The organism is Pseudomonas sp., assembly GCF_030690725.1.
Taxonomy (GTDB): Bacteria; Pseudomonadota; Gammaproteobacteria; order Pseudomonadales; family Pseudomonadaceae; genus Aquipseudomonas.
Window position 1 is genome coordinate 1 of record NZ_JAUYGD010000081.1, and the last position, 17,345, is coordinate 17,345.

Annotated in this window: 16 protein-coding genes and 1 pseudogene; 11 read left to right on the forward strand and 6 right to left on the reverse strand. The window is 59.0% G+C overall.

Annotated features, from left to right (window positions below):
* On the forward strand, nucleotides 1–1,033 hold a 1,033-nt coding region (gene ltrA, locus Q8O69_RS19550; RefSeq protein WP_305593848.1), incomplete at its 5' end, for a group II intron reverse transcriptase/maturase.
* Between the two features lie 59 nt (nucleotides 1,034–1,092).
* A pseudogene (locus tag Q8O69_RS19555) lies at nucleotides 1,093–1,563 on the forward strand (IS5 family transposase); the annotation flags it as partial.
* Nucleotides 1,564–1,778: 215 nt separating this feature from the next.
* On the opposite strand, the gene Q8O69_RS19560 reads toward Q8O69_RS19555, so the two are convergent.
* The gene (locus Q8O69_RS19560) at nucleotides 1,779–2,009 is read right to left on the reverse strand and encodes a CopG family transcriptional regulator (RefSeq protein ID WP_305593850.1); all 231 of its coding nucleotides are present in this window, start codon (nucleotides 2,007–2,009) and stop codon (nucleotides 1,779–1,781) included.
* A gap of 235 nt (nucleotides 2,010–2,244) precedes the next feature.
* Complete coding sequence (locus Q8O69_RS19565; RefSeq protein WP_305593852.1) at nucleotides 2,245–2,475, reverse strand: helix-turn-helix domain-containing protein; 231 nt, start codon at nucleotides 2,473–2,475, stop codon at nucleotides 2,245–2,247.
* A gap of 102 nt (nucleotides 2,476–2,577) precedes the next feature.
* Between Q8O69_RS19565 and Q8O69_RS19570 the strand changes: the two genes are divergently transcribed.
* Both Q8O69_RS19570 and Q8O69_RS19575 read left to right on the forward strand, forming a co-directional pair.
* Nucleotides 2,578–3,165 carry a hypothetical protein gene (locus Q8O69_RS19570; protein ID WP_305593854.1) on the forward strand — a complete coding sequence of 196 codons (588 nt, stop codon included), beginning with the start codon at nucleotides 2,578–2,580 and terminating at the stop codon, nucleotides 3,163–3,165.
* Nucleotides 3,162–4,562, forward strand: coding sequence for a DEAD/DEAH box helicase (locus Q8O69_RS19575; RefSeq protein WP_305593856.1), 1,401 nt, complete (start codon nucleotides 3,162–3,164; stop codon nucleotides 4,560–4,562). Before Q8O69_RS19570 ends, Q8O69_RS19575 begins: the two co-directional genes overlap by 4 nt.
* Nucleotides 4,563–5,274: 712 nt before the next feature.
* Here the strand turns inward: Q8O69_RS19575 and Q8O69_RS22270 are convergent.
* Nucleotides 5,275–6,036, reverse strand: a complete 762-nt coding sequence (locus tag Q8O69_RS22270; protein ID WP_371136192.1) for a response regulator transcription factor — start codon at nucleotides 6,034–6,036, stop codon at nucleotides 5,275–5,277.
* A 358-nt stretch (nucleotides 6,037–6,394) separates the two neighbouring features.
* On the opposite strand from Q8O69_RS22270, the gene Q8O69_RS19580 reads away from it, so the two are divergent.
* Both Q8O69_RS19580 and Q8O69_RS19585 read left to right on the forward strand, forming a co-directional pair.
* The gene (locus Q8O69_RS19580) at nucleotides 6,395–6,787 is read left to right on the forward strand and encodes a helicase (RefSeq protein ID WP_305593858.1); all 393 of its coding nucleotides are present in this window, start codon (nucleotides 6,395–6,397) and stop codon (nucleotides 6,785–6,787) included.
* A gap of 79 nt (nucleotides 6,788–6,866) precedes the next feature.
* Nucleotides 6,867–7,604: a hypothetical protein gene (locus Q8O69_RS19585; protein ID WP_305593860.1), complete on the forward strand. Its 738-nt coding sequence runs from the start codon at nucleotides 6,867–6,869 to the stop codon at nucleotides 7,602–7,604.
* A 54-nt stretch (nucleotides 7,605–7,658) separates the two neighbouring features.
* Here Q8O69_RS19585 and Q8O69_RS19590 read toward each other — a convergent pair whose 3' ends face one another.
* The 3 genes from Q8O69_RS19590 to Q8O69_RS19600 form a co-directional block, all read right to left on the reverse strand.
* A complete protein-coding gene (locus Q8O69_RS19590) occupies nucleotides 7,659–9,065 on the reverse strand; it encodes an aminoacyl-tRNA deacylase and HDOD domain-containing protein (protein ID WP_305593862.1) in 1,407 nt (468 codons plus the stop codon).
* A 90-nt stretch (nucleotides 9,066–9,155) separates the two neighbouring features.
* Nucleotides 9,156–11,231: an ATP-dependent DNA helicase RecG gene (gene recG / locus Q8O69_RS19595; protein WP_305593864.1), complete on the reverse strand. Its 2,076-nt coding sequence runs from the start codon at nucleotides 11,229–11,231 to the stop codon at nucleotides 9,156–9,158.
* An 8-nt stretch (nucleotides 11,232–11,239) separates the two neighbouring features.
* Complete coding sequence (locus Q8O69_RS19600) at nucleotides 11,240–12,166, reverse strand: hydrogen peroxide-inducible genes activator (RefSeq protein WP_305593866.1); 927 nt, start codon at nucleotides 12,164–12,166, stop codon at nucleotides 11,240–11,242.
* Nucleotides 12,167–12,434: 268 nt separating this feature from the next.
* Between Q8O69_RS19600 and Q8O69_RS19605 the strand changes: the two genes are divergently transcribed.
* From Q8O69_RS19605 to nuoF, 5 genes are read left to right on the forward strand one after another with little or no spacing between them, the layout of a single operon-like run.
* Nucleotides 12,435–12,848, forward strand: a complete 414-nt coding sequence (locus Q8O69_RS19605; RefSeq protein WP_090250607.1) for an NADH-quinone oxidoreductase subunit A — start codon at nucleotides 12,435–12,437, stop codon at nucleotides 12,846–12,848.
* A 10-nt stretch (nucleotides 12,849–12,858) separates the two neighbouring features.
* Nucleotides 12,859–13,536 carry an NADH-quinone oxidoreductase subunit B family protein gene (locus Q8O69_RS19610; RefSeq protein WP_108489146.1) on the forward strand — a complete coding sequence of 226 codons (678 nt, stop codon included), beginning with the start codon at nucleotides 12,859–12,861 and terminating at the stop codon, nucleotides 13,534–13,536.
* A gap of 56 nt (nucleotides 13,537–13,592) precedes the next feature.
* Entirely contained in the window at nucleotides 13,593–15,374 is a 1,782-nt protein-coding gene (gene nuoC / locus Q8O69_RS19615) for an NADH-quinone oxidoreductase subunit C/D (RefSeq protein WP_305593869.1), read from the forward strand.
* Between the two features lie 2 nt (nucleotides 15,375–15,376).
* Entirely contained in the window at nucleotides 15,377–15,871 is a 495-nt protein-coding gene (gene nuoE / locus Q8O69_RS19620) for an NADH-quinone oxidoreductase subunit NuoE (protein WP_371136194.1), read from the forward strand.
* Nucleotides 15,872–15,885: 14 nt separating this feature from the next.
* Nucleotides 15,886–17,265, forward strand: a complete 1,380-nt coding sequence (gene nuoF / locus Q8O69_RS19625; protein WP_305593871.1) for an NADH-quinone oxidoreductase subunit NuoF — start codon at nucleotides 15,886–15,888, stop codon at nucleotides 17,263–17,265.
* The last annotated feature ends 80 nt before the right edge of the window (nucleotides 17,266–17,345 follow it).

The window sequence follows — 17,345 nt, forward strand, 5'->3', positions numbered from 1 at the left end:
CAAGCTGGGAGTGCCCACGGTTGGTGATCGTGTCGCGCAAACCGTGGTCAAGCTTCTCATCGAGCCGGAGCTGGACTCGATCTTCCACTCGGACTCCTATGGGTACCGGCCGGGACGATCAGCGAAGCAGGCGGTGGCGATCACGCGTGAGCGCTGCTGGCGATACGACTGGGTGGTGGAGTTTGATATCAAGGCAGCCTTCGATCAGATCAATCATGGGTTGCTGATGAAGGCGGTGCGCCTGCACATCAAGGAGGACTGGATACTTCTGTACATCGAGCGGTGGCTGGTTGCGCCGTTCGAAACGGATCACGGTATGCGCGTCCGACGCGAACGCGGCACCCCGCAAGGTGGAGTGATCAGTCCCCTCCTGATGAATCTGTTCATGCACTATGCCTTCGACACCTGGATGCAACGTACCAGCCCCAACTGCCCGTTTGCCCGCTACGCCGATGATGCGGTGGTGCACTGCCGCAGTCGAAAGCAAGCGGAGTACGTGATGCGCTCCATTGCTTCACGGCTGGCTGCCTGTGGCTTGACGATGCACCCCGAGAAATCGAAGGTCGTGTACTGCAAGGACAGTAACCGTCGCGCAGGTTATCCGCATGTGAGCTTTACCTTCCTCGGCTTCACCTTTAGGCCGAGGAAGGCGCTCAGCAAACAAGACCAGCTCTTCACGAGCTTCCTTCCGGGAGCGAGTGCGGATGCCTTAAAGCGGATGCGGCAAGCGGTACGCAGGTGGCGACTCAATCGCCAAACCCACGTGACGCTGGTCGACGTGGCTCGGCTCTACAATCCAGTGATACAGGGGTGGTCGCAATACTATGGCTCGTTCTATCGGACAGCCATGCTTGGCATCTTCCAGCACATTGACCGCGCGCTTGAACGCTGGGCCCGACGAAAATACAAGGCTCTTCATAGGCGCAAGCGGCGCATTAGCCAATGGCTGGACAAGATGCGGACTGTGGTACCCCGGCTGTTTCATCACTGGCGAGTGACCGGGCAGCAAGGTTGGATAACGGGAGCAGTATGACGCGAGAGTGTCACGTACGGTTCTGCGAGCGGCTGCGGGGGCAGTTCCCGCGGCCGACTCACCACTTCGGCATGAAGGCGCACATCGGTGTCGATGATGAGTCGGGCTTGGTGCACAGCGTGGTGGGCACGGCGGCCAACGTGGCCGATGTCACCCAGGTCGATAAGCTGCTGCACGGCGATGAGAACATGGTCGGTGCCGACGCGGGTTACACCGGCGTCGAGAAACGCCCTGAACATGAAGGCCGGGGGGTCATCTGGCAGATCGCCGCCCGCCGTAGTACTTACAAGAAGCTTGATAAGCGCAGTGCTTTGTACAAAGCCAAGCGCAAGATTGAGAAGGCCAAGGCTCAGGTACGAGCCAAGGTCGAGCATCCGTTCCGGGTGATCAAGCGCCAGTTCGGTTATGTGAAGGTGCGCTTCCGTGGTCTGGCGAAGAACACGGCGCAACTGATGACGCTGTTCGCGCTGTCGAACCTGTGGATGGCGCGCCGACATTTACTGGCGAATGCAGGAGAGGTGCGCCTGTAATGTGGAAAATGGCTGCCGCGAGGTGCTCGCGGCGGCTAAAAACACAGAAATAAGCGGGTGATCTGAGCGTTTTTGATCGATTTGCCGCTTTTAAAATCGGCAGGGGCTGAAGTCAGCCAGAAATACACAACTACTTCAGACCATCCTTAGTTCAATTGCAGTTTTTGGGCAGACAATAGTCTGCCTAGCGCCCAGCGCTATTGCTTAAAGACATATCAGCGCAGAAGGCGCTGGGTCGGATCTCCGTCACTGAGTCTGTCAGCCCAATCCTGGATAGTTTGGTGATTGATCACCCTGCCGGCATCTACATCGGCCAGTGCATCATGGGTCATGAAATGGTGGTCTTGTTCTTGATTAATCCGCGCGGCAAGGGCTTGCTTCTTGAGCGAGTCCTTAGAGTCTAAGGTGTGAACCTTTGCGCCTCGGGATTTGATGGGGCGAGCCATGATGGGTTACTCATATGGAGCAAAGAGCCGCAGGCTCTGGTTTAGAGAGCCTCGGTTTGATTTCATTATGGCGGTCGTCTCCACTTCCGCCAAGCTCGCGGCCCCTGTCCTCAACCCGAATAACCCGGAAAGCGTGTTGGAATAAAGCTGGCGCGCGAGCTGGGCTAGCAAGGCCCCTGGAGCCGAAAAGCAAATTAAGCAGTCAGGAGAAAACGTCAGACGTCGGCTGTATGAGTCAGGTGCGTTCTAGCTCTGACATTTGAGGCAAAAGGCAGGAGGGGTCGCAGGCCAGCTCGGCAGCAATGCGATAAAGCTTCTCGACGGTGATGTTTACTTCGCCACGCTCGATCCGACCGATATAGCTACGATCGATACTGCAGGCCAGCGCCAGTACATCCTGAGACATGTGGCAAATCTTCCTTTGTGTTCGGATGCGTTCCCCTAACACTTTCGCCAATTTATCCATGACCGTCTCAATTCCTCTGAGGCGGCACTATCGTGCGTTTGCGGACGCACGAGCCACGGATTATAATCCGCATTTTTACGCGTTAACTCTTCTGGTGCCTCAATGAAATCGGCCTCGTTTATCTTCGACAGGCGTCTGTATGAGCTGCTTCAGGAAGAAGGGAGCATAAGATTCACTACCCGTGAACTGCGTGATGCCTATGCCAAGCGTCTAGAGGGCATGACTTTTCGTATCGCCGATGTGCGCCGCTATGTGTATGAGCAGATTCGGCGATTACTGCGCACGGGCTGGCTTGTGCTAGATGAAGAGCGTCGTCCGCGTGGGCAGGTCTACCACCTAAAGCCGATTCCGGTACATCTGAAATTGCAGCTGATCGACAACGGGTTTGAGAGCAGCCTCAAGACTGCTTGTGAGCCCGAGCGGGAATCTGCAGCGCATGACATTGAGGCTGTCCCGCTCGAATCGTCAGCCATTGCAGATCAGCATCTGGAAGCGCTCCACAAAGAAATCCGCTTGGACTTCCTGTCTTCAATGGGAGAGGCGGAGCGATTCAAGCTCCTCCTAGAAGACATGCCGCATTTGCGGGATAAGGTCGAAGACGAGTACCTAGAGGCCAGGGATCGCAGTTCACGTCTACTCGGACATCTTCGGGCCATCGAAAAGACCCTCAAGACGCTTGCTGCACGATGACCAGATCGCTACGAGACTGGCAACTCAGCTGCATCGACACGGCATTGGAGCACTTTGCCACTACACCGCACTTCTTCTGCCAGGCGACGCCGGGAGCTGGGAAGACACGCATGGCGGCAGAGTTAGCTAGTAGGTTGCTTAAGCAGGACAAAATCGATCTGGTGATGTGCTTCGCGCCATCCTGCCAGGTTGTCGATGGCTTCCGCTCAACCTTTGCAGAGGTACTTGGCAGGCGGCTGGATGGCCAGATAGGCGCTGTGGGAACGGCGTTTACCTACCAGGCCATGGAGCACCGAGATGAGGGGTTCTGGCAGCTTCTTGATGATTACCGTGTGCTCGTGGTCTTCGATGAGATACACCATTGCGCTGGCCATGATCCGCTTCTCAGCAACGCCTGGGGGCAGCAGATATTGCATCGGATACAAGACCGCGCAGCCTTCACCTTGGCGCTCTCCGGTACGCCATGGCGCTCAGATGACCGGGCTATTGTCTTGGCCCGGTACTCGACGCCAGAAGGGCACTTGATCTGTGACTACCGATACGGACTGAAAGAGGCCATTGCCGATGCGGTATGCCGTTCTCCTCGTATTGTCTTGCTCGACAATCAGAAGGTAAAACTGACCGAGGAAATGGGTCCTGAGAGTACAGTCAGGATGTTTCCCAGCATTGCCAAACTCTTGGGGGAATCGCCTGTCACCTACGAAGAATTGCTGCGCCATGACGACGTGATCAATCAGCTACTCGATCTTGGCTGTAACAAGCTCAATGAGCTTCGCCAAATCAAGCCGAATGCTGCCGGTTTGGTTGTTGCCACTGACATTGAGCACGCTCAGCAAATTGCCCAGGCTCTGGAGTCCAGGGGTGGGGTTTGCTGCATTGTGACCAACAAAATCCCGGATGCGCAGCAGGTGATCAATGCCTTTAGGCAGAGCGCCTCTCCCTGGATTGTCGCTGTCGGAATGATCAGCGAAGGAACGGACATCCCCCGGCTTCAGGTGTGCTGCTATCTCAGCCGCATTCGCACCGAGTTGCATTACCGGCAAGTGCTTGGGCGAGTGCTTAGGCGTACAGGTGAGTCCGATGATCAAGCTTGGCTGTTCATGTTGGCGGAGCCGACGCTGCAGTGTTTGGCTGAGAGAATTGCGGATGATTTGCCGGAGGACTTGGCGGTACTGAACGAGGTACAGATGCCAGCTTCCGCTTCAGGCTCAACGCCTAGTTCGGCCGAGGCTACAGACATTATCAATAATCTGGATAACAGTATTGGGTGTGGCAAAGAGCAGGCTATTGAGGCTGGAACTACGAGCATCATTTCACTAGAGGGCTTTTCAGTCGAGCCAAGTTATCAGGTGAGTTTTTCCCAGCATTACAGGCAGCAGTTGTTAGCTTGTTTTTGATGTGTTGACGCCTAATGAATCTGGAGTAACGCGAGTTGCGAATGTATAGGGTTGGCAGTGTCATTGACTAAGAAATTAGTGGGTGTGGGCATGGAGATTATGACTCACACGTTGAGGCATGGCTGATGACTGGGGCTTCGACGGTTGCAGCGCTTTTACGCGTGCTACTTCGATCGGGTGCGTGTGCCGATTGCGAAGCTTGATAGATGTTTGCGCGCGCATATATGCCGAGGATTAACTTGATGCAAAAAAGAAAGACCCGCAAGTATGCCTTGATAGCTAAGTTCTCACACGAAGCGGCACGCTTGATGACACCCACGTCAGAGTGGCAGCACAGTATGTTCCGCGTCGCTGCGACTAAAGGACGGGAAAATGAGCCTGCTGGCTTCTTGGCCGGGCGCGCTCACCCAGACAATACGGACACATCCGGCCGTTAGGGTCGTCAATGCTCATAACGATCATGGGCAGTTTGACAGTGTTCACCTCATTGAGAAGGGCATCCCGGTCAGAAGCACTGTCTAAGCACTTCCTGTCCTCAGCGTATTAAGTAACGAACAAATCATCGTTAAAGTCGAAGAAATACCTTGAAGCACCAAGTCCGACACCCATAGTCGGTGATAGGCGTACTAGGATATTTTAAACGGTTAATTTGAGAAAATAAATTCGCTAAAGACGCGGCTTTCAATCCCGATATTTCGTAGAGGCTGGGTTTCTAGAGCTCCAGAAAATCAACATTTGTTATTATAGGGTTCTGTCTATGGTTAATAGAAGCTCTATACCCAACGCCTCGAACAGATTTTATACTCACATTTGATTCTTCGGCGCGTAGTCTTTTGCGTAAATGAAAAACTAAGGACTCTACTGCATTATAAGGATTTATTGGCGGGCTCTTGTGTGAATATAGAACATCTACGAAACATGCTTTGCTCACAGCGCGAGGTGAGTTGCTGACAAGAGTATGAAGCAAAATCATCTGTTTAGAAGGAAGGTTGAATTTTGTGAGGTTAATTCCTGTTGTCCCTGTCAAAGCGTAGACTGCTGGACATACAAGCCTTAAATGCGCGCTCCCAACAGCGGTCTTTATTACTTCATGTACATGCTTGGCTAGGGCACTAGGTCTGAAAGGTTTATACAAATAATCATCTAAGGCTGTGTTGAAATCTTTTTCCGGCTTTCGAATGACCCGATTTGTTGCAAGTATTATGCACGGGATATTAGAGTTTCCAGTAGTACTCCGAGCGGAAAGTGGAGATGCAGCCTCATAATCAGCCATCTCGTTATCGACAATTATTCCTGCGAAGGTGCAGGTATGCATGATTGCGATAGCCTCTTTACAGCTACCTGCTTCAACCACCGTGTATCCGGATGACTCCAGATGCTTGCGAGCCTGGGCGCGGAGGACGGGATGTTCGTGTATTACAAGCAGCTTGGGTGGCACCGATTTATCAAAACGTATCATTTTCTGGCAGCTCATAGATCGTGTTGGGGGAGTCACCGAGCGGTCGCTGTTTCAAAATCACGGTGATCCTGATCCCTCCGCAACGAATCTAGGGGGCTGAGGGGTTGAATTGAAACGATTGGTGTAATATCATAGATTTATACATTGCAAGTACATGATTATAAAGAAATAAATTGCAAAACGTGAATTTTGAAACGGTTTCCTACGGGTTATTGAAAGACGCGGTCAACTGAGTCCTCAGGCCCGGGGCCTTTGGCTCCGGGCTGCACCACCCCGGCCAGCGTATTCACGCCCTTCTTTCAGCCGGATGTAGTCCCCGCCGCAAACCGCTACAATGCGCCGCCTTTTCCCTATCCTTTGCGAGGCCTCGCGCATGAAATTCCGTTTTCTTCTGTGGATGCTGGGCCGTCTGATGGCCAAGGCCAGCCGTGAAAACCTGGCATTCCAGCAACAACTGGTCGACCGCGATATGGTCTTTCAGCTGCACACCCTGGACGGCAAAGTTGCCCGTCACTTCATCGTCAAAGACCAGCGCATCACCAGCAAGCGCGGCCCGGCTACTGAGCCTGCCTTCGCCCTTGGTTTCAAGGATGCTGCCTACGGTTTCGCCACCATGAGCGCGAAAAACAAGCAGTTGGCGTTTATGCAAGGCATCCAGAACAAGGACATCCAGATCCAGGGCAACCCGGCATTGGTGATCTGGTTCCAGGGTCTGACCAAATACCTGATGCCGAAAAAGAAAGACGCTGCCAAAAAGGCCGCCTGAGCCTCACCGCCGCGCGCCAGGGCTGGCCGGCGCGTGCTGCTTTCGCTAGGCTGGGCATAGCCCTAGTGAGAGTTTGCCCATGCGTCTGCTGCTAAGTGTCCTGCTGTTTACCTCCTCCCTTGCCCATGCTGCACCTCCCAAAGCCGAAGCCTTTGCGCCGTTATTCGAGCTGGCCGGTATCCGTTTGCTCTGCGAACAGAGTGCGCCGCTGGTGCAGCGCGGGTTGAGCGATAAACAGCAAGCGCAGTTGGCCAAGGTGTTTGCCGCCGATGGCCTGTGCCTGGACTTGGCCAAGAAGCTGACCGGCAAGCTCGATCAAGCCCAGCTGCAACAGGCCAAGAGCCTGCTGGAAAGCCCCCTGGCGCAGAGCTTTACTGCCGCCGAGCGTTCGGTCGGTGAGGGCGGCGCAGAAGGCTTGGCGGCCTATCGCAAACAACTGGGCGAGCGCCCGCCGCGTGAGGAACGTCTGGCCCTGGTACGGCGTCTGGATGCCGCCGCACACACCACTACGCTAGCCACCCTGTTGCGTTATGAAGTCGGCAAGACCCAGGCGTTTCTGGCCTTGCAAGGCCGTGGTGAAAGCATCGACGAGAAAGCCCTGAGCACTCAGACCAAGGCGCAGGAAGACGCGCTGCGGGCCTCCAGTTCCGAGGCGGTGGAGTCTTTTATGCTCTACGCCTACCGGCAGATGCCCAGTGAAAAACTGGCCGAATATGCCGCCTTGTATGAGCAGCCAGCCGTGGCCCAGTTGCTCGATGGCAGCGTGCAGGTGCTGCCGGAGCTGTTCGCCGCACGGCGCGCGCAGTTGAAGAAGTAGTTAATCGACTGCAACAACAAAGGGGCCCGTAGGCCCCTTTGTGTTTTCTGCGTTTTAGTGTGCCGGGTGGAATTGCGCCGCCAGTTCGCGCAGCGCGACTTCGGCGGCCAGCACCTTGCTCACGGCTTCTTCGGCCTTGTCCCGGCTGATGCCGAGGTTGTCGAACAGGCTTTGCGGAATCTCGCTCTGCGGACCGGCGCCGATACCGCGATTGCGTAGCAGGCTGACCGACAGGCACACCAGGTTCGGGTAGGTGGCGTGGGGGCCGGTATATTCAGGGTCGTGCTGGAAGCGCAGCGCGCTGGCCAGTTCTTCCGGCATATCCCAGTAGCGCATCAGCCAGGCGCCGATCTGTTCGCGGCTGATGCCGAGCAGATGCTGCTCGATATAGCTGTGCGACAGGTGCGGGTTGACCTCCAGATGGCGGCAGATCAGCGAGAAGTGCGGCGGAAACACGTGCGCCAGCACCAGATAACCGAAGTTGTGCAGCAGGCCGGCGAGGTAGGTCAGGCCGGCTTCCGGGCGCTGCGCGCGCGGGATGACGCGGGTCAGCCCTTCGATCACCGCAGCACTGTAGATCGCTTGTTGCCAGTACGGCGTGGCCTGTTGCGGATGGTCCTTGGGCAAGCTCAGGGTTTTGCCCAAGGCCAGGCCCAGGGCCAGGTTGATCACTAGATCGAAGCCCAGCACGCGGACGATGGCGTCTTCCACCGAGCGGATCTTGCCGGGGGCGGCGTAGTAGGGCGAGGCGGCCCAGCTGACCACCTGAGCGGCCAGCGCCGGGTCGGTTTCGACCACGCCGGTGATGTCATCCACCGTGGCATCCGGGTCGACGCGCAGTTTGATGATCTTCTGTGCGGTTTCTGGCAGTGGCGGAATCTCGATGGTCTCTTCCAGGCGTTGCTGGATGCGCCGCGCGGTAAAGGCTTGCACCGCCAGGGTGATTTCGGCGCGGTCGTCGTCCGGGCGATCGAGGTTCAGGCGGATATTGCTCAGCGGTTCGCCGAAACGTGCGGCGCTGGCCTTGCTCAGCAGGGTTTTGAAGGCGTCGGTACTCAGCTCCAGCAGCACGCCGCGCTGGCCGGACTCGATATACAGGCTTGGCACCTGCAGCAGGCGCTCGTCATACAGGCACGGCGAGCTGGTCAGCGGCGGTAGGCCGGGCAGCACTTTCAGGCTGTGTTTGCCGAGCATGCGCTCCAGGCGCTCCGGCTTGACTGCGGTCAGCTGGCGCCCGGTCAGTTCGGTCAGGCGGTTGAGGTCAAGCAGCTGGCTCTGCGGATAGAGCACCAGTAGTGCGCCCACGGCGTCATCCAGTAATACCGCCTGCAGGCGTTGGGCAGCTGGTAGGCCGGGCAGGTCGCGGCAGACTTGGTAGGGCAGGCCGAGCTTTTCCAGTAGTTGCAGAATCACCGCTGGCGGGCGCGGAGCGGTGTCGGTAGCAAGGGCAAGTTCAGTCATGGCGGTATCCGGCTGAGGCAGCAATTTCACGAGTATAAACAGCGGGCTGGTGAATCGGCGGCGCAGGCGACGGTTGCCCTGTGCGCTGGTTCACACTTGCCCGTATTGTTGGCCATGCCGTAACCAGCGTTCAAGTAGCGGGCTGACGTGCTGCGGCCAGTGTTCCAGTAGGGCCTGCGCGGCGTCGCGTACGGCGGGCAGCAGGTCGGCATCGCGCATCAGGTCGGCAACCTTGAACTGCAACAGACCGGTCTGACGGGTGCCGAGCATCTCGCCGGGGCCACGCAGTTCCAGGTCCTTTTCGGCAATGACGAAACCATCGCAGGTCTCGCGCATGATTGCCAGGCGCTCGCGGCCCAGCTGCGACAACGGCGGGTGATAGAGCAGCAGGCAATGGCTGGCCGCGCTGCCGCGACCGACCCGGCCGCGCAACTGGTGCAGCTGGGCCAGGCCCAGGCGTTCCGGGTTTTCGATGATCATCAGGCTGGCATTGGGCACGTCGACGCCGACTTCGATCACCGTGGTGGCCACCAGCAGCTGCAGCTGGCCCTGTTTGAACTGATCCATCACCGCGGCTTTTTCCGCCGGCTTCATGCGCCCGTGAATCAAGCCGACATTCAGCCCGCCGAGGGCTGCCGATAAGTCCTCGAAGGTGGTTTCCGCGGCCTGGCAGGTCAGTTCTTCGGATTCCTCGATCAGCGTGCAGACCCAGTAGGCCTGACGCCCTTCATTACAGGCCAGGCGCACGCGCTCGACCACTTCCAGGCGGCGGCTGTCGGCGATCACCAGGGTGTTTACCGGGGTACGACCGGGCGGCAGTTCGTCGAGGATCGAGGTGTCGAGGTCGGCGTAGGCGCTCATCGCCAGGGTTCGTGGGATTGGTGTCGCAGTCATGATCAGCTGGTGCGGACACATGCGCCCGCCGATGCCTTTCTGCCGCAGGGCCAGGCGTTGCTGCACACCGAAGCGGTGCTGCTCATCGATGATCACCAAAGCGAGCTTGGCAAAGCGCACTTCATCCTGAAACAGCGCGTGGGTGCCAACCACCATGGGCGCGCCTGCGGCGATCTGCTCCAGAGCGCTGGCGCGCGCTTTGCCCTTGAGCTTGCCGGCCAGCCAGGCGACTTCCAGGCCAAGCGGCGCCAGCCATTTGCTGAAATTGATGAAATGCTGCTCGGCAAGAATCTCGGTAGGCGCCATCAGCGCCACCTGGTAACCGGCTTCCAGCGCTTGCAGTGCGGCAAAGGCGGCGACCACGGTTTTGCCGGCGCCCACATCGCCCTGCACCAGGCGCAGCATCGGCTCGCTCTGGCTGAGGTCGTAGGCGATTTCCGCGCCGACCCGCTGTTGCGCCCCGGTGGGGGTAAAGCCCAGGTTGGCCAAATATTGCTGCGGCAAGCTTTTCGCCAGAGGCAGCGCCGGGGCCTGCTGTGCGCGCACGCTTTCGCGCAGGCGTTGCAGTGACAGTTGATGGGTCAGCAGTTCTTCGAAGGCCAGGCGGTGCTGGGCCCAGTGGCGGCCTTCGGCGAGCTCTTCCAGGTCGGCATCCGGCGGTGGTCGATGCAGATAGCGAATGGCCTGATCAAGCGGACTAAGTTGGTAATCGTCGGCCAGTTCGCGCGGTAGCCAATCCGGCAGGCTGTGCGGGCCGAGGCGTGCCAGGGCCTGCTCGCTGAGCTGGCGCAGGCGCTGCTGGGTCAGGCCTTCGGTAGTCGGGTAGATCGGTGTCAGGGTCTGTTCCACGGCAATCGGCTCGCTGCCGGACAGCGCGCGGTATTCCGGGTGATAAATTTCCAGACCCGATGAGCCTGGTCGTACCTCGCCATAGCAGCGCACCTGGGTGCCGCGCTTGAGGCCTTCTTTCTGCGCCTGGCTGAAATGGTAGAAGCGCAAGGAGAGGGTGCCGCTGCCGTCCTGTAGGCGTACCAGCAGGCTACGGCGGCGCCCCATGACCACATCCGCCCCGGCGACTATGCCTTCCACCACCGCGTCCTGACCGGGGCGCAGCGCGCCAATAGGCACGATGCGGGTGCGATCCTGATAGCGCAGCGGCAGGTGGAACAGCACGTCCTGCAGGGTTTCCAGGCCGACCTTGGCGAGCTTTTCGGCCAGGGCGGCACCCACGCCTTTCAGCGCGGTGACAGAAACCGCGGCCAGCTCGGTCATGGCCTGTCTTAGTTGCTCTTGGGCAGTGGTTTGGCCACCGAGCACAGGCGGATCGAGTCGGTCAGTACTTCGATGGCATTCGGCCGTGGGAAGCTGGCGCGCCAGGCGATGGCCACGGTGCGGAACGGCGCCGGCGGGCTGAGTGGGCGCACTTCAATCACGCCGGGAGCGTAGTGGTGGCTGTCGACGGCGGAGAACGGCAGGATCGATACGCCGAGGCCCGAGGCGACCATATGGCGGATGGTTTCCAGCGAGCTGGATTCCACCGTGGTGTGCTTGGCGCTGTCTTCGCCGCCCTTGCGCAGGGTCGGGCAGGCTTCCAGCACCTGATCACGGAAGCAGTGGCCTTCACCGAGCAGCAGCAGGCTCTTGTCATTCAGCAGCTTGCTGTCGATGGTTTTCATCGCGGCCCAGGGATGGCCGGCGGGCAGCAGGGCGTAGAACGGCTCGTCGTATAGCGGCTTGGTCAGCACATCGGCTTCATGGAACGGCAGGGCGATGATGATCGCGTCCAGCTCGCCATTGCGCAGTTTGTCGCGCAGCACGTGGGTGAAGTTTTCTTCGATATACAGCGGCATCTGCGGGGCGACGCGATGCAGTTGCGGAATTAGATGGGGGAACAGATAAGGGCCGACGGTATAGATCGCGCCGATTTTCAGCGGCGCGGCCATCTGGTTCTTGCCGGCCTGGGCCAGCTCGCGAATGCCCTGGGCCTGCTCCAGTACCTTCTGCGCCTGGGTGACGATGCCTTCACCGACCGGAGTCAGGCGCACTGCGCTCTTGCTGCGTTCGAAGATCAGCACGCCCAGCTCATCTTCGAGTTTCTTCACCCCCACCGACAACGTCGGCTGGCTGACGTGACAGCGCTCGGCGGCGCGGCCAAAGTGCTGTTCCTGAGCGAGGGTGACTATGTAGCGCAGTTCGGTGAGGGTCATAGTCTTTATCCATTGAGATGCAGCCAAGCATAGCGGCTGTATTCAATGGAACCAACTGCTGATGCGCTTCAGCGCCCGTGGTTGGTGTGTTGAAAGGGTTTTGACGATTGGCTACGCATTTATGTCGCTTTGTGAACAGAAAATAATTAGTTACTAAAACGTTGTGCGAATAGAATTGCGGCCATACTTTGCGGGCGACCCAGCTTGGGGTTCGCACTCGCCACAATAAAATTATACAAGCCGTTCCTTTTACCCAAGGAGTACCGGCATGCCTGATGCGGTAACGACCATGTCCCATAACTGGGCTTTTGCTGTGTTCCTGCTGGGAGTCTTCGGGCTCATCGGTTTTATGCTTGGCCTGTCCAGCTTGCTGGGTAGCAAAGCCTGGGGCCGCAGCAAGAATGAGCCCTTTGAATCCGGCATGTTGCCCGTCGGCAGCGCGCGTCTGCGCCTGTCAGCCAAATTCTATCTGGTCGCGATGCTCTTCGTGATCTTCGACGTTGAAGCCCTCTTTCTCTTCGCTTGGGCAGTTTCGGTGCGCGAAAGCGGCTGGGCTGGGCTGATCGAAGCTACAGTCTTTATAGCAATTCTGTTGGCAGGTCTTGTCTACCTTTGGCGGATCGGGGCGCTCGATTGGGCACCTCAGGGCCGTCGCGAGCGGCAGGCGAAGCTAAAACAATGAGGCTTTGGCGATGCACTACAAACTTACTCGGATCGATCCGGATGCGCCTAATGAGCGCTATCCGGTCGGCGAGCGGGAGACTGTTTCCGACCCGCTGCTAGATGATCAAGTCCACAAGAACATCTACATGGGCAAACTTGCCGATGTTCTGAATGGCGCAGTGAACTGGGGGCGCAAGAACTCCCTGTGGCCGTATAACTTCGGCTTGTCCTGCTGCTATGTGGAAATGACCACCGCCTTTACTGCGCCGCATGACGTGGCGCGGTTTGGCGCGGAAGTGATTCGAGCCTCCCCACGCCAGGCGGACTTCATGGTCATCGCCGGCACCTGCTTTATCAAGATGGCTCCGGTCATCCAGCGCCTGTACGAGCAGATGCTGGAACCCAAGTGGGTGATCTCGATGGGCTCCTGCGCCAACTCCGGCGGCATGTACGACATCTACTCCGTGGTCCAGGGCGTCGACAAGTTCCTGCCGGTCGACGTCTATATTCCTGGTTGCCCGCCCCGTCCCGAGGCATTTCTGCAGGGCTTGATGCTGCTGCAGGAATCCATCGGTCAGGAGCGCCGGCCGTTGTCCTGGGTAGTCGGTGATCAGGGTGTTTACCGTGCCGACATGCCTTCGCAGAAAGAACAGCGTCGCGAGCAGCGGATCGCCGTGACCAATCTGCGTAGCCCCGACGAAGTGTGAGCCTGGGCTCGCGTGAGCCCGCCTACTGACGCCGTTGACCGATAGCGACCGAGACCATGACTGCAGACAGCATTCTGTCCATACCGCCGTACAAGGCTGACGACCAAGATGTGGTCGTCGAACTGAATTCCCGTTTTGGCGCTGACGCCTTTACCGCACAGAGCACCCGTACCGGCATGCCGGTGCTGTGGGTGGCCCGCGAGCGGCTGGTCGAGATCCTGACCTTCCTGCGCAACCTGCCGCGCCCCTACGTCATGCTGTATGACCTGCATGGCGTCGACGAGCGCCTGCGTACTCAGCGTCGTGGTCTGCCGGGTGCGGATTTCACCGTGTTCTATCACCTGATGTCGCTGGAGCGGAACAGCGACATCATGCTCAAGGTTGCCTTGACCGAGCGCGACCTCAATGTGCCCAGCGTCACCAGCATCTGGCCCAACGCCAACTGGTATGAGCGCGAAGTGTGGGATCTCTACGGCATTCACTTCAGCGGTCACCCGCACCTGACGCGGATCATGATGCCGCCGACCTGGGAAGGTCACCCGCTGCGCAAGGATTACCCTGCGCGCGCCACCGAATTCGACCCGTTTAGCCTGACCCTGGCCAAACAGCAGCTGGAAGAAGAGGCCGCGCGCTTCAAGCCGGAAGACTGGGGCATGAAGCGTGGCAGCGAGCATGAGGACTATATGTTCCTCAACCTCGGCCCTAATCACCCGTCGGCCCACGGTGCGTTCCGCATCATCCTGCAGCTCGACGGTGAAGAGATCGTCGATTGCGTGCCGGAAGTTGGCTACCACCACCGTGGCGCCGAGAAGATGGCTGAACGGCAGAGCTGGCACAGCTTTATTCCCTACACCGACCGCATCGACTACCTCGGCGGGGTAATGAATAACCTGCCATACGTGCTGGCCGTGGAAAAACTCGCGGGCATTACCGTGCCGCAACGCGTCGACGTGATTCGCATCATGCTGGCCGAGTTCTTCCGCATCACCAGCCACCTGTTGTTCCTCGGCACCTATATCCAGGACGTCGGCGCGATGACCCCGGTGTTCTTCACCTTCACCGACCGCCAGCGTGCCTACAAGGTGATCGAAGCCATCACCGGCTTCCGCCTGCATCCGGCCTGGTACCGCATTGGCGGTGTCGCCCACGACCTGCCGCGTGGCTGGGATCGTCTGGTCAAGGAGTTCGTCGACTGGCTGCCCAAGCGCCTCGACGAATACGAAAAGGCCGCGCTGCAGAACAGCATTCTCAAGGCGCGGACCATCGGTGTGGCGCAGTACAACACCAAGGAAGCGCTGGAGTGGGGCACCACCGGTGCCGGCCTGCGCGCTACGGGCTGCGACTTCGACCTGCGCAAGGCGCGACCGTATTCCGGCTACGAGAACTTCGAGTTCGAAGTGCCGCTGGCCGCCAATGGCGATGCCTACGACCGTTGCATGGTGCGCGTGGAAGAGATGCGTCAGAGCATCAAGATCATCGACCAGTGCCTGCGCAATATGCCGGAAGGCCCATACAAGGCCGATCACCCGCTGACCACGCCGCCGCCGAAAGAGCGCACGCTGCAGCACATCGAAACCCTGATCACCCACTTCCTGCAGGTTTCCTGGGGCCCGGTGATGCCGGCCAACGAATCCTTCCAGATGATCGAGGCGACCAAGGGCATCAACAGCTACTACCTGACCAGCGACGGCAGCACCATGAGCTACCGCACGCGTATTCGTACGCCGAGCTTCCCGCACCTGCAGCAGATTCCTTCGGTGATTCGCGGCAGCATGGTCGCCGACCTGATCGCGTACCTGGGCAGTATCGACTTCGTTATGGCTGACGTGGACCGCTGATTATGAATACGCTAATCCAGACTGATCGTTTCATCCTCAGCGAAGCCGAACATGCGGCCATCGAGCATGAGATGCACCACTACGAAGACCCGCGTGCGGCGTCGATCGAAGCCCTGAAAATCGTGCAGAAAGCCCGTGGCTGGGTACCGGATGGCGCTGCCGATGCCATCGGCGAAATCCTTGGCATCCCGGCCAGCGACGTCGAAGGCGTGGCCACCTTCTATAGTCAGATTTTCCGTCAGCCGGTGGGCCGCCACATCATCCGCGTGTGCGACAGCATGACCTGCTTTATCGGCGGCCATGAAAACGTACTGGGCAGCATCAAAACTGAGCTGGGCATCGTCCCTGGGCAGACCACCGCCGACGGCCGCTTTACTCTGCTGCCAGTATGCTGCCTGGGTAACTGCGACAAGGCGCCGGCGCTGATGATCGACGACGACACCTTTGGCGACGTGCAACCTGATGGCGTGGCCAAACTGCTGGAGGTCTATCAATGATTGGGCGCACCGCTATGAGCAGCAAGACGCTGACCTCCATCGGCCCGGCCAACAGGATCGCCCGCAGCGAGGAAAGCCATCCGCTGACCTGGCGCCTGCGTGACGACGCCCAGCCGGTGTGGCTGGCCGAATACCAGCAGAAGAACGGCTACGCTGCCGCGCGCAAGGCGCTGAGTGAAATGGCCCAGGCTGACATCGTGCAGATGGTGAAAGACTCCGGCCTTAAAGGCCGTGGCGGTGCAGGCTTCCCCACCGGGGTGAAGTGGGGCCTGATGCCCGCCGATGAGTCCATGAATGTCCGCTACCTGCTGTGCAATGCGGATGAGATGGAGCCGAACACCTGGAAGGACCGCCTGCTGATGGAGCAGCTGCCGCACCTGCTGGTGGAAGGCATGCTGATTTCCGCGCGTGCGCTCAAGGCCTATCGCGGTTACATCTTCCTGCGCGGCGAATACGTCGATGCGGCGGCGAATCTGAATCGCGCCATTGAGGAAGCCAAGGCTGCCGGCCTGCTGGGCAAGAACATTCTCGGCAGCGGTTTTGATTTCGAGCTGTTCGTCCACACCGGTGCCGGCCGTTATATTTGCGGTGAAGAAACCGCGCTGATCAACTCCCTCGAAGGCCGCCGCGCCAATCCGCGCGCCAAGCCGCCGTTCCCGGCCGCCGTTGGTGTGTGGGGCAAGCCGACCTGCGTCAACAACGTCGAGACCCTGTGCAATGTGCCGGCCATCGTTGGGAACGGCGTGGATTGGTACAAGAGCCTGGCCCGCCCGGAGAGTGAAGACCATGGCACCAAGCTGATGGGCTTCTCCGGCAAGGTGAAGAACCCTGGCCTATGGGAACTGCCCTTCGGCATCAGCGCCCGCGAGCTGTTCGAGGATTACGCTGGCGGCATGCGCGATGGCTATACCCTCAAGTGCTGGCAACCCGGCGGTGCCGGCACCGGCTTTCTGCTCCCCGAGCATCTGGATGCGCTGATGTATGCCGGCGGTATCGGCAAGGTCGGCACGCGCATGGGCACCGGCCTGGCACTGGCGGTGGATGACAGCATCAGCATGGTCTCGCTGCTGCGCAATATGGAAGAGTTCTTCGCTCGTGAGTCCTGCGGCTGGTGTACGCCGTGCCGCGACGGCCTGCCCTGGAGCGTGAAAATCCTCCGCGCCCTGGAGCGCAAGCAAGGCACTCGGGAGGACATCGACACGCTGCTCGGTCTGGTCAATTTCCTTGGCCCCGGCAAAACCTTCTGCGCCCACGCACCGGGCGCGGTTGAGCCGTTGGGCAGTGCGATCAAGTATTTTCGTTCGGAGTTCGAGGCTGGCGTGGCCAGCTCGGCGGCTCCGGCAACGACGGGGCAATTCGCTCCCGCGCAAAAAATGGCAGGGAGCCATTTTTAACGTCGCGTAGCGACGGCCCGAAGGGTGGCCGCCATGGATGGCAGGCCATAAAAAATTGGCGCTCTGGCGGCCACTGACCT

Excerpts from the sequence above, each read along its gene's own strand:
- nuoF (WP_305593871.1), top strand. The coding sequence starts at position 15,886 with ATGAGCAGCAAGACGCTGACCTCCATCGGCCCGGCCAACAGGATCGCC.
- Q8O69_RS19570 (WP_305593854.1), top strand. The coding sequence starts at position 2,578 with ATGAAATCGGCCTCGTTTATCTTCGACAGGCGTCTGTATGAGCTGCTT.
- recG (WP_305593864.1), bottom strand. The coding sequence starts at position 11,231 with ATGACCGAGCTGGCCGCGGTTTCTGTCACCGCGCTGAAAGGCGTGGGT.
- nuoC (WP_305593869.1), top strand. The coding sequence starts at position 13,593 with ATGACTGCAGACAGCATTCTGTCCATACCGCCGTACAAGGCTGACGAC.
- nuoE (WP_371136194.1), top strand. The coding sequence starts at position 15,377 with ATGAATACGCTAATCCAGACTGATCGTTTCATCCTCAGCGAAGCCGAA.
- Q8O69_RS19605 (WP_090250607.1), top strand. The coding sequence starts at position 12,435 with ATGCCTGATGCGGTAACGACCATGTCCCATAACTGGGCTTTTGCTGTG.
- Q8O69_RS19565 (WP_305593852.1), bottom strand. The coding sequence starts at position 2,475 with ATGGATAAATTGGCGAAAGTGTTAGGGGAACGCATCCGAACACAAAGG.
- Q8O69_RS19585 (WP_305593860.1), top strand. The coding sequence starts at position 6,867 with ATGCGTCTGCTGCTAAGTGTCCTGCTGTTTACCTCCTCCCTTGCCCAT.
- Q8O69_RS19560 (WP_305593850.1), bottom strand. The coding sequence starts at position 2,009 with ATGGCTCGCCCCATCAAATCCCGAGGCGCAAAGGTTCACACCTTAGAC.
- Q8O69_RS22270 (WP_371136192.1), bottom strand. The coding sequence starts at position 6,036 with ATGAGCTGCCAGAAAATGATACGTTTTGATAAATCGGTGCCACCCAAG.
- Q8O69_RS19600 (WP_305593866.1), bottom strand. The coding sequence starts at position 12,166 with ATGACCCTCACCGAACTGCGCTACATAGTCACCCTCGCTCAGGAACAG.
- Q8O69_RS19580 (WP_305593858.1), top strand. The coding sequence starts at position 6,395 with ATGAAATTCCGTTTTCTTCTGTGGATGCTGGGCCGTCTGATGGCCAAG.
- Q8O69_RS19575 (WP_305593856.1), top strand. The coding sequence starts at position 3,162 with ATGACCAGATCGCTACGAGACTGGCAACTCAGCTGCATCGACACGGCA.
- Q8O69_RS19590 (WP_305593862.1), bottom strand. The coding sequence starts at position 9,065 with ATGACTGAACTTGCCCTTGCTACCGACACCGCTCCGCGCCCGCCAGCG.
- Q8O69_RS19610 (WP_108489146.1), top strand. The coding sequence starts at position 12,859 with ATGCACTACAAACTTACTCGGATCGATCCGGATGCGCCTAATGAGCGC.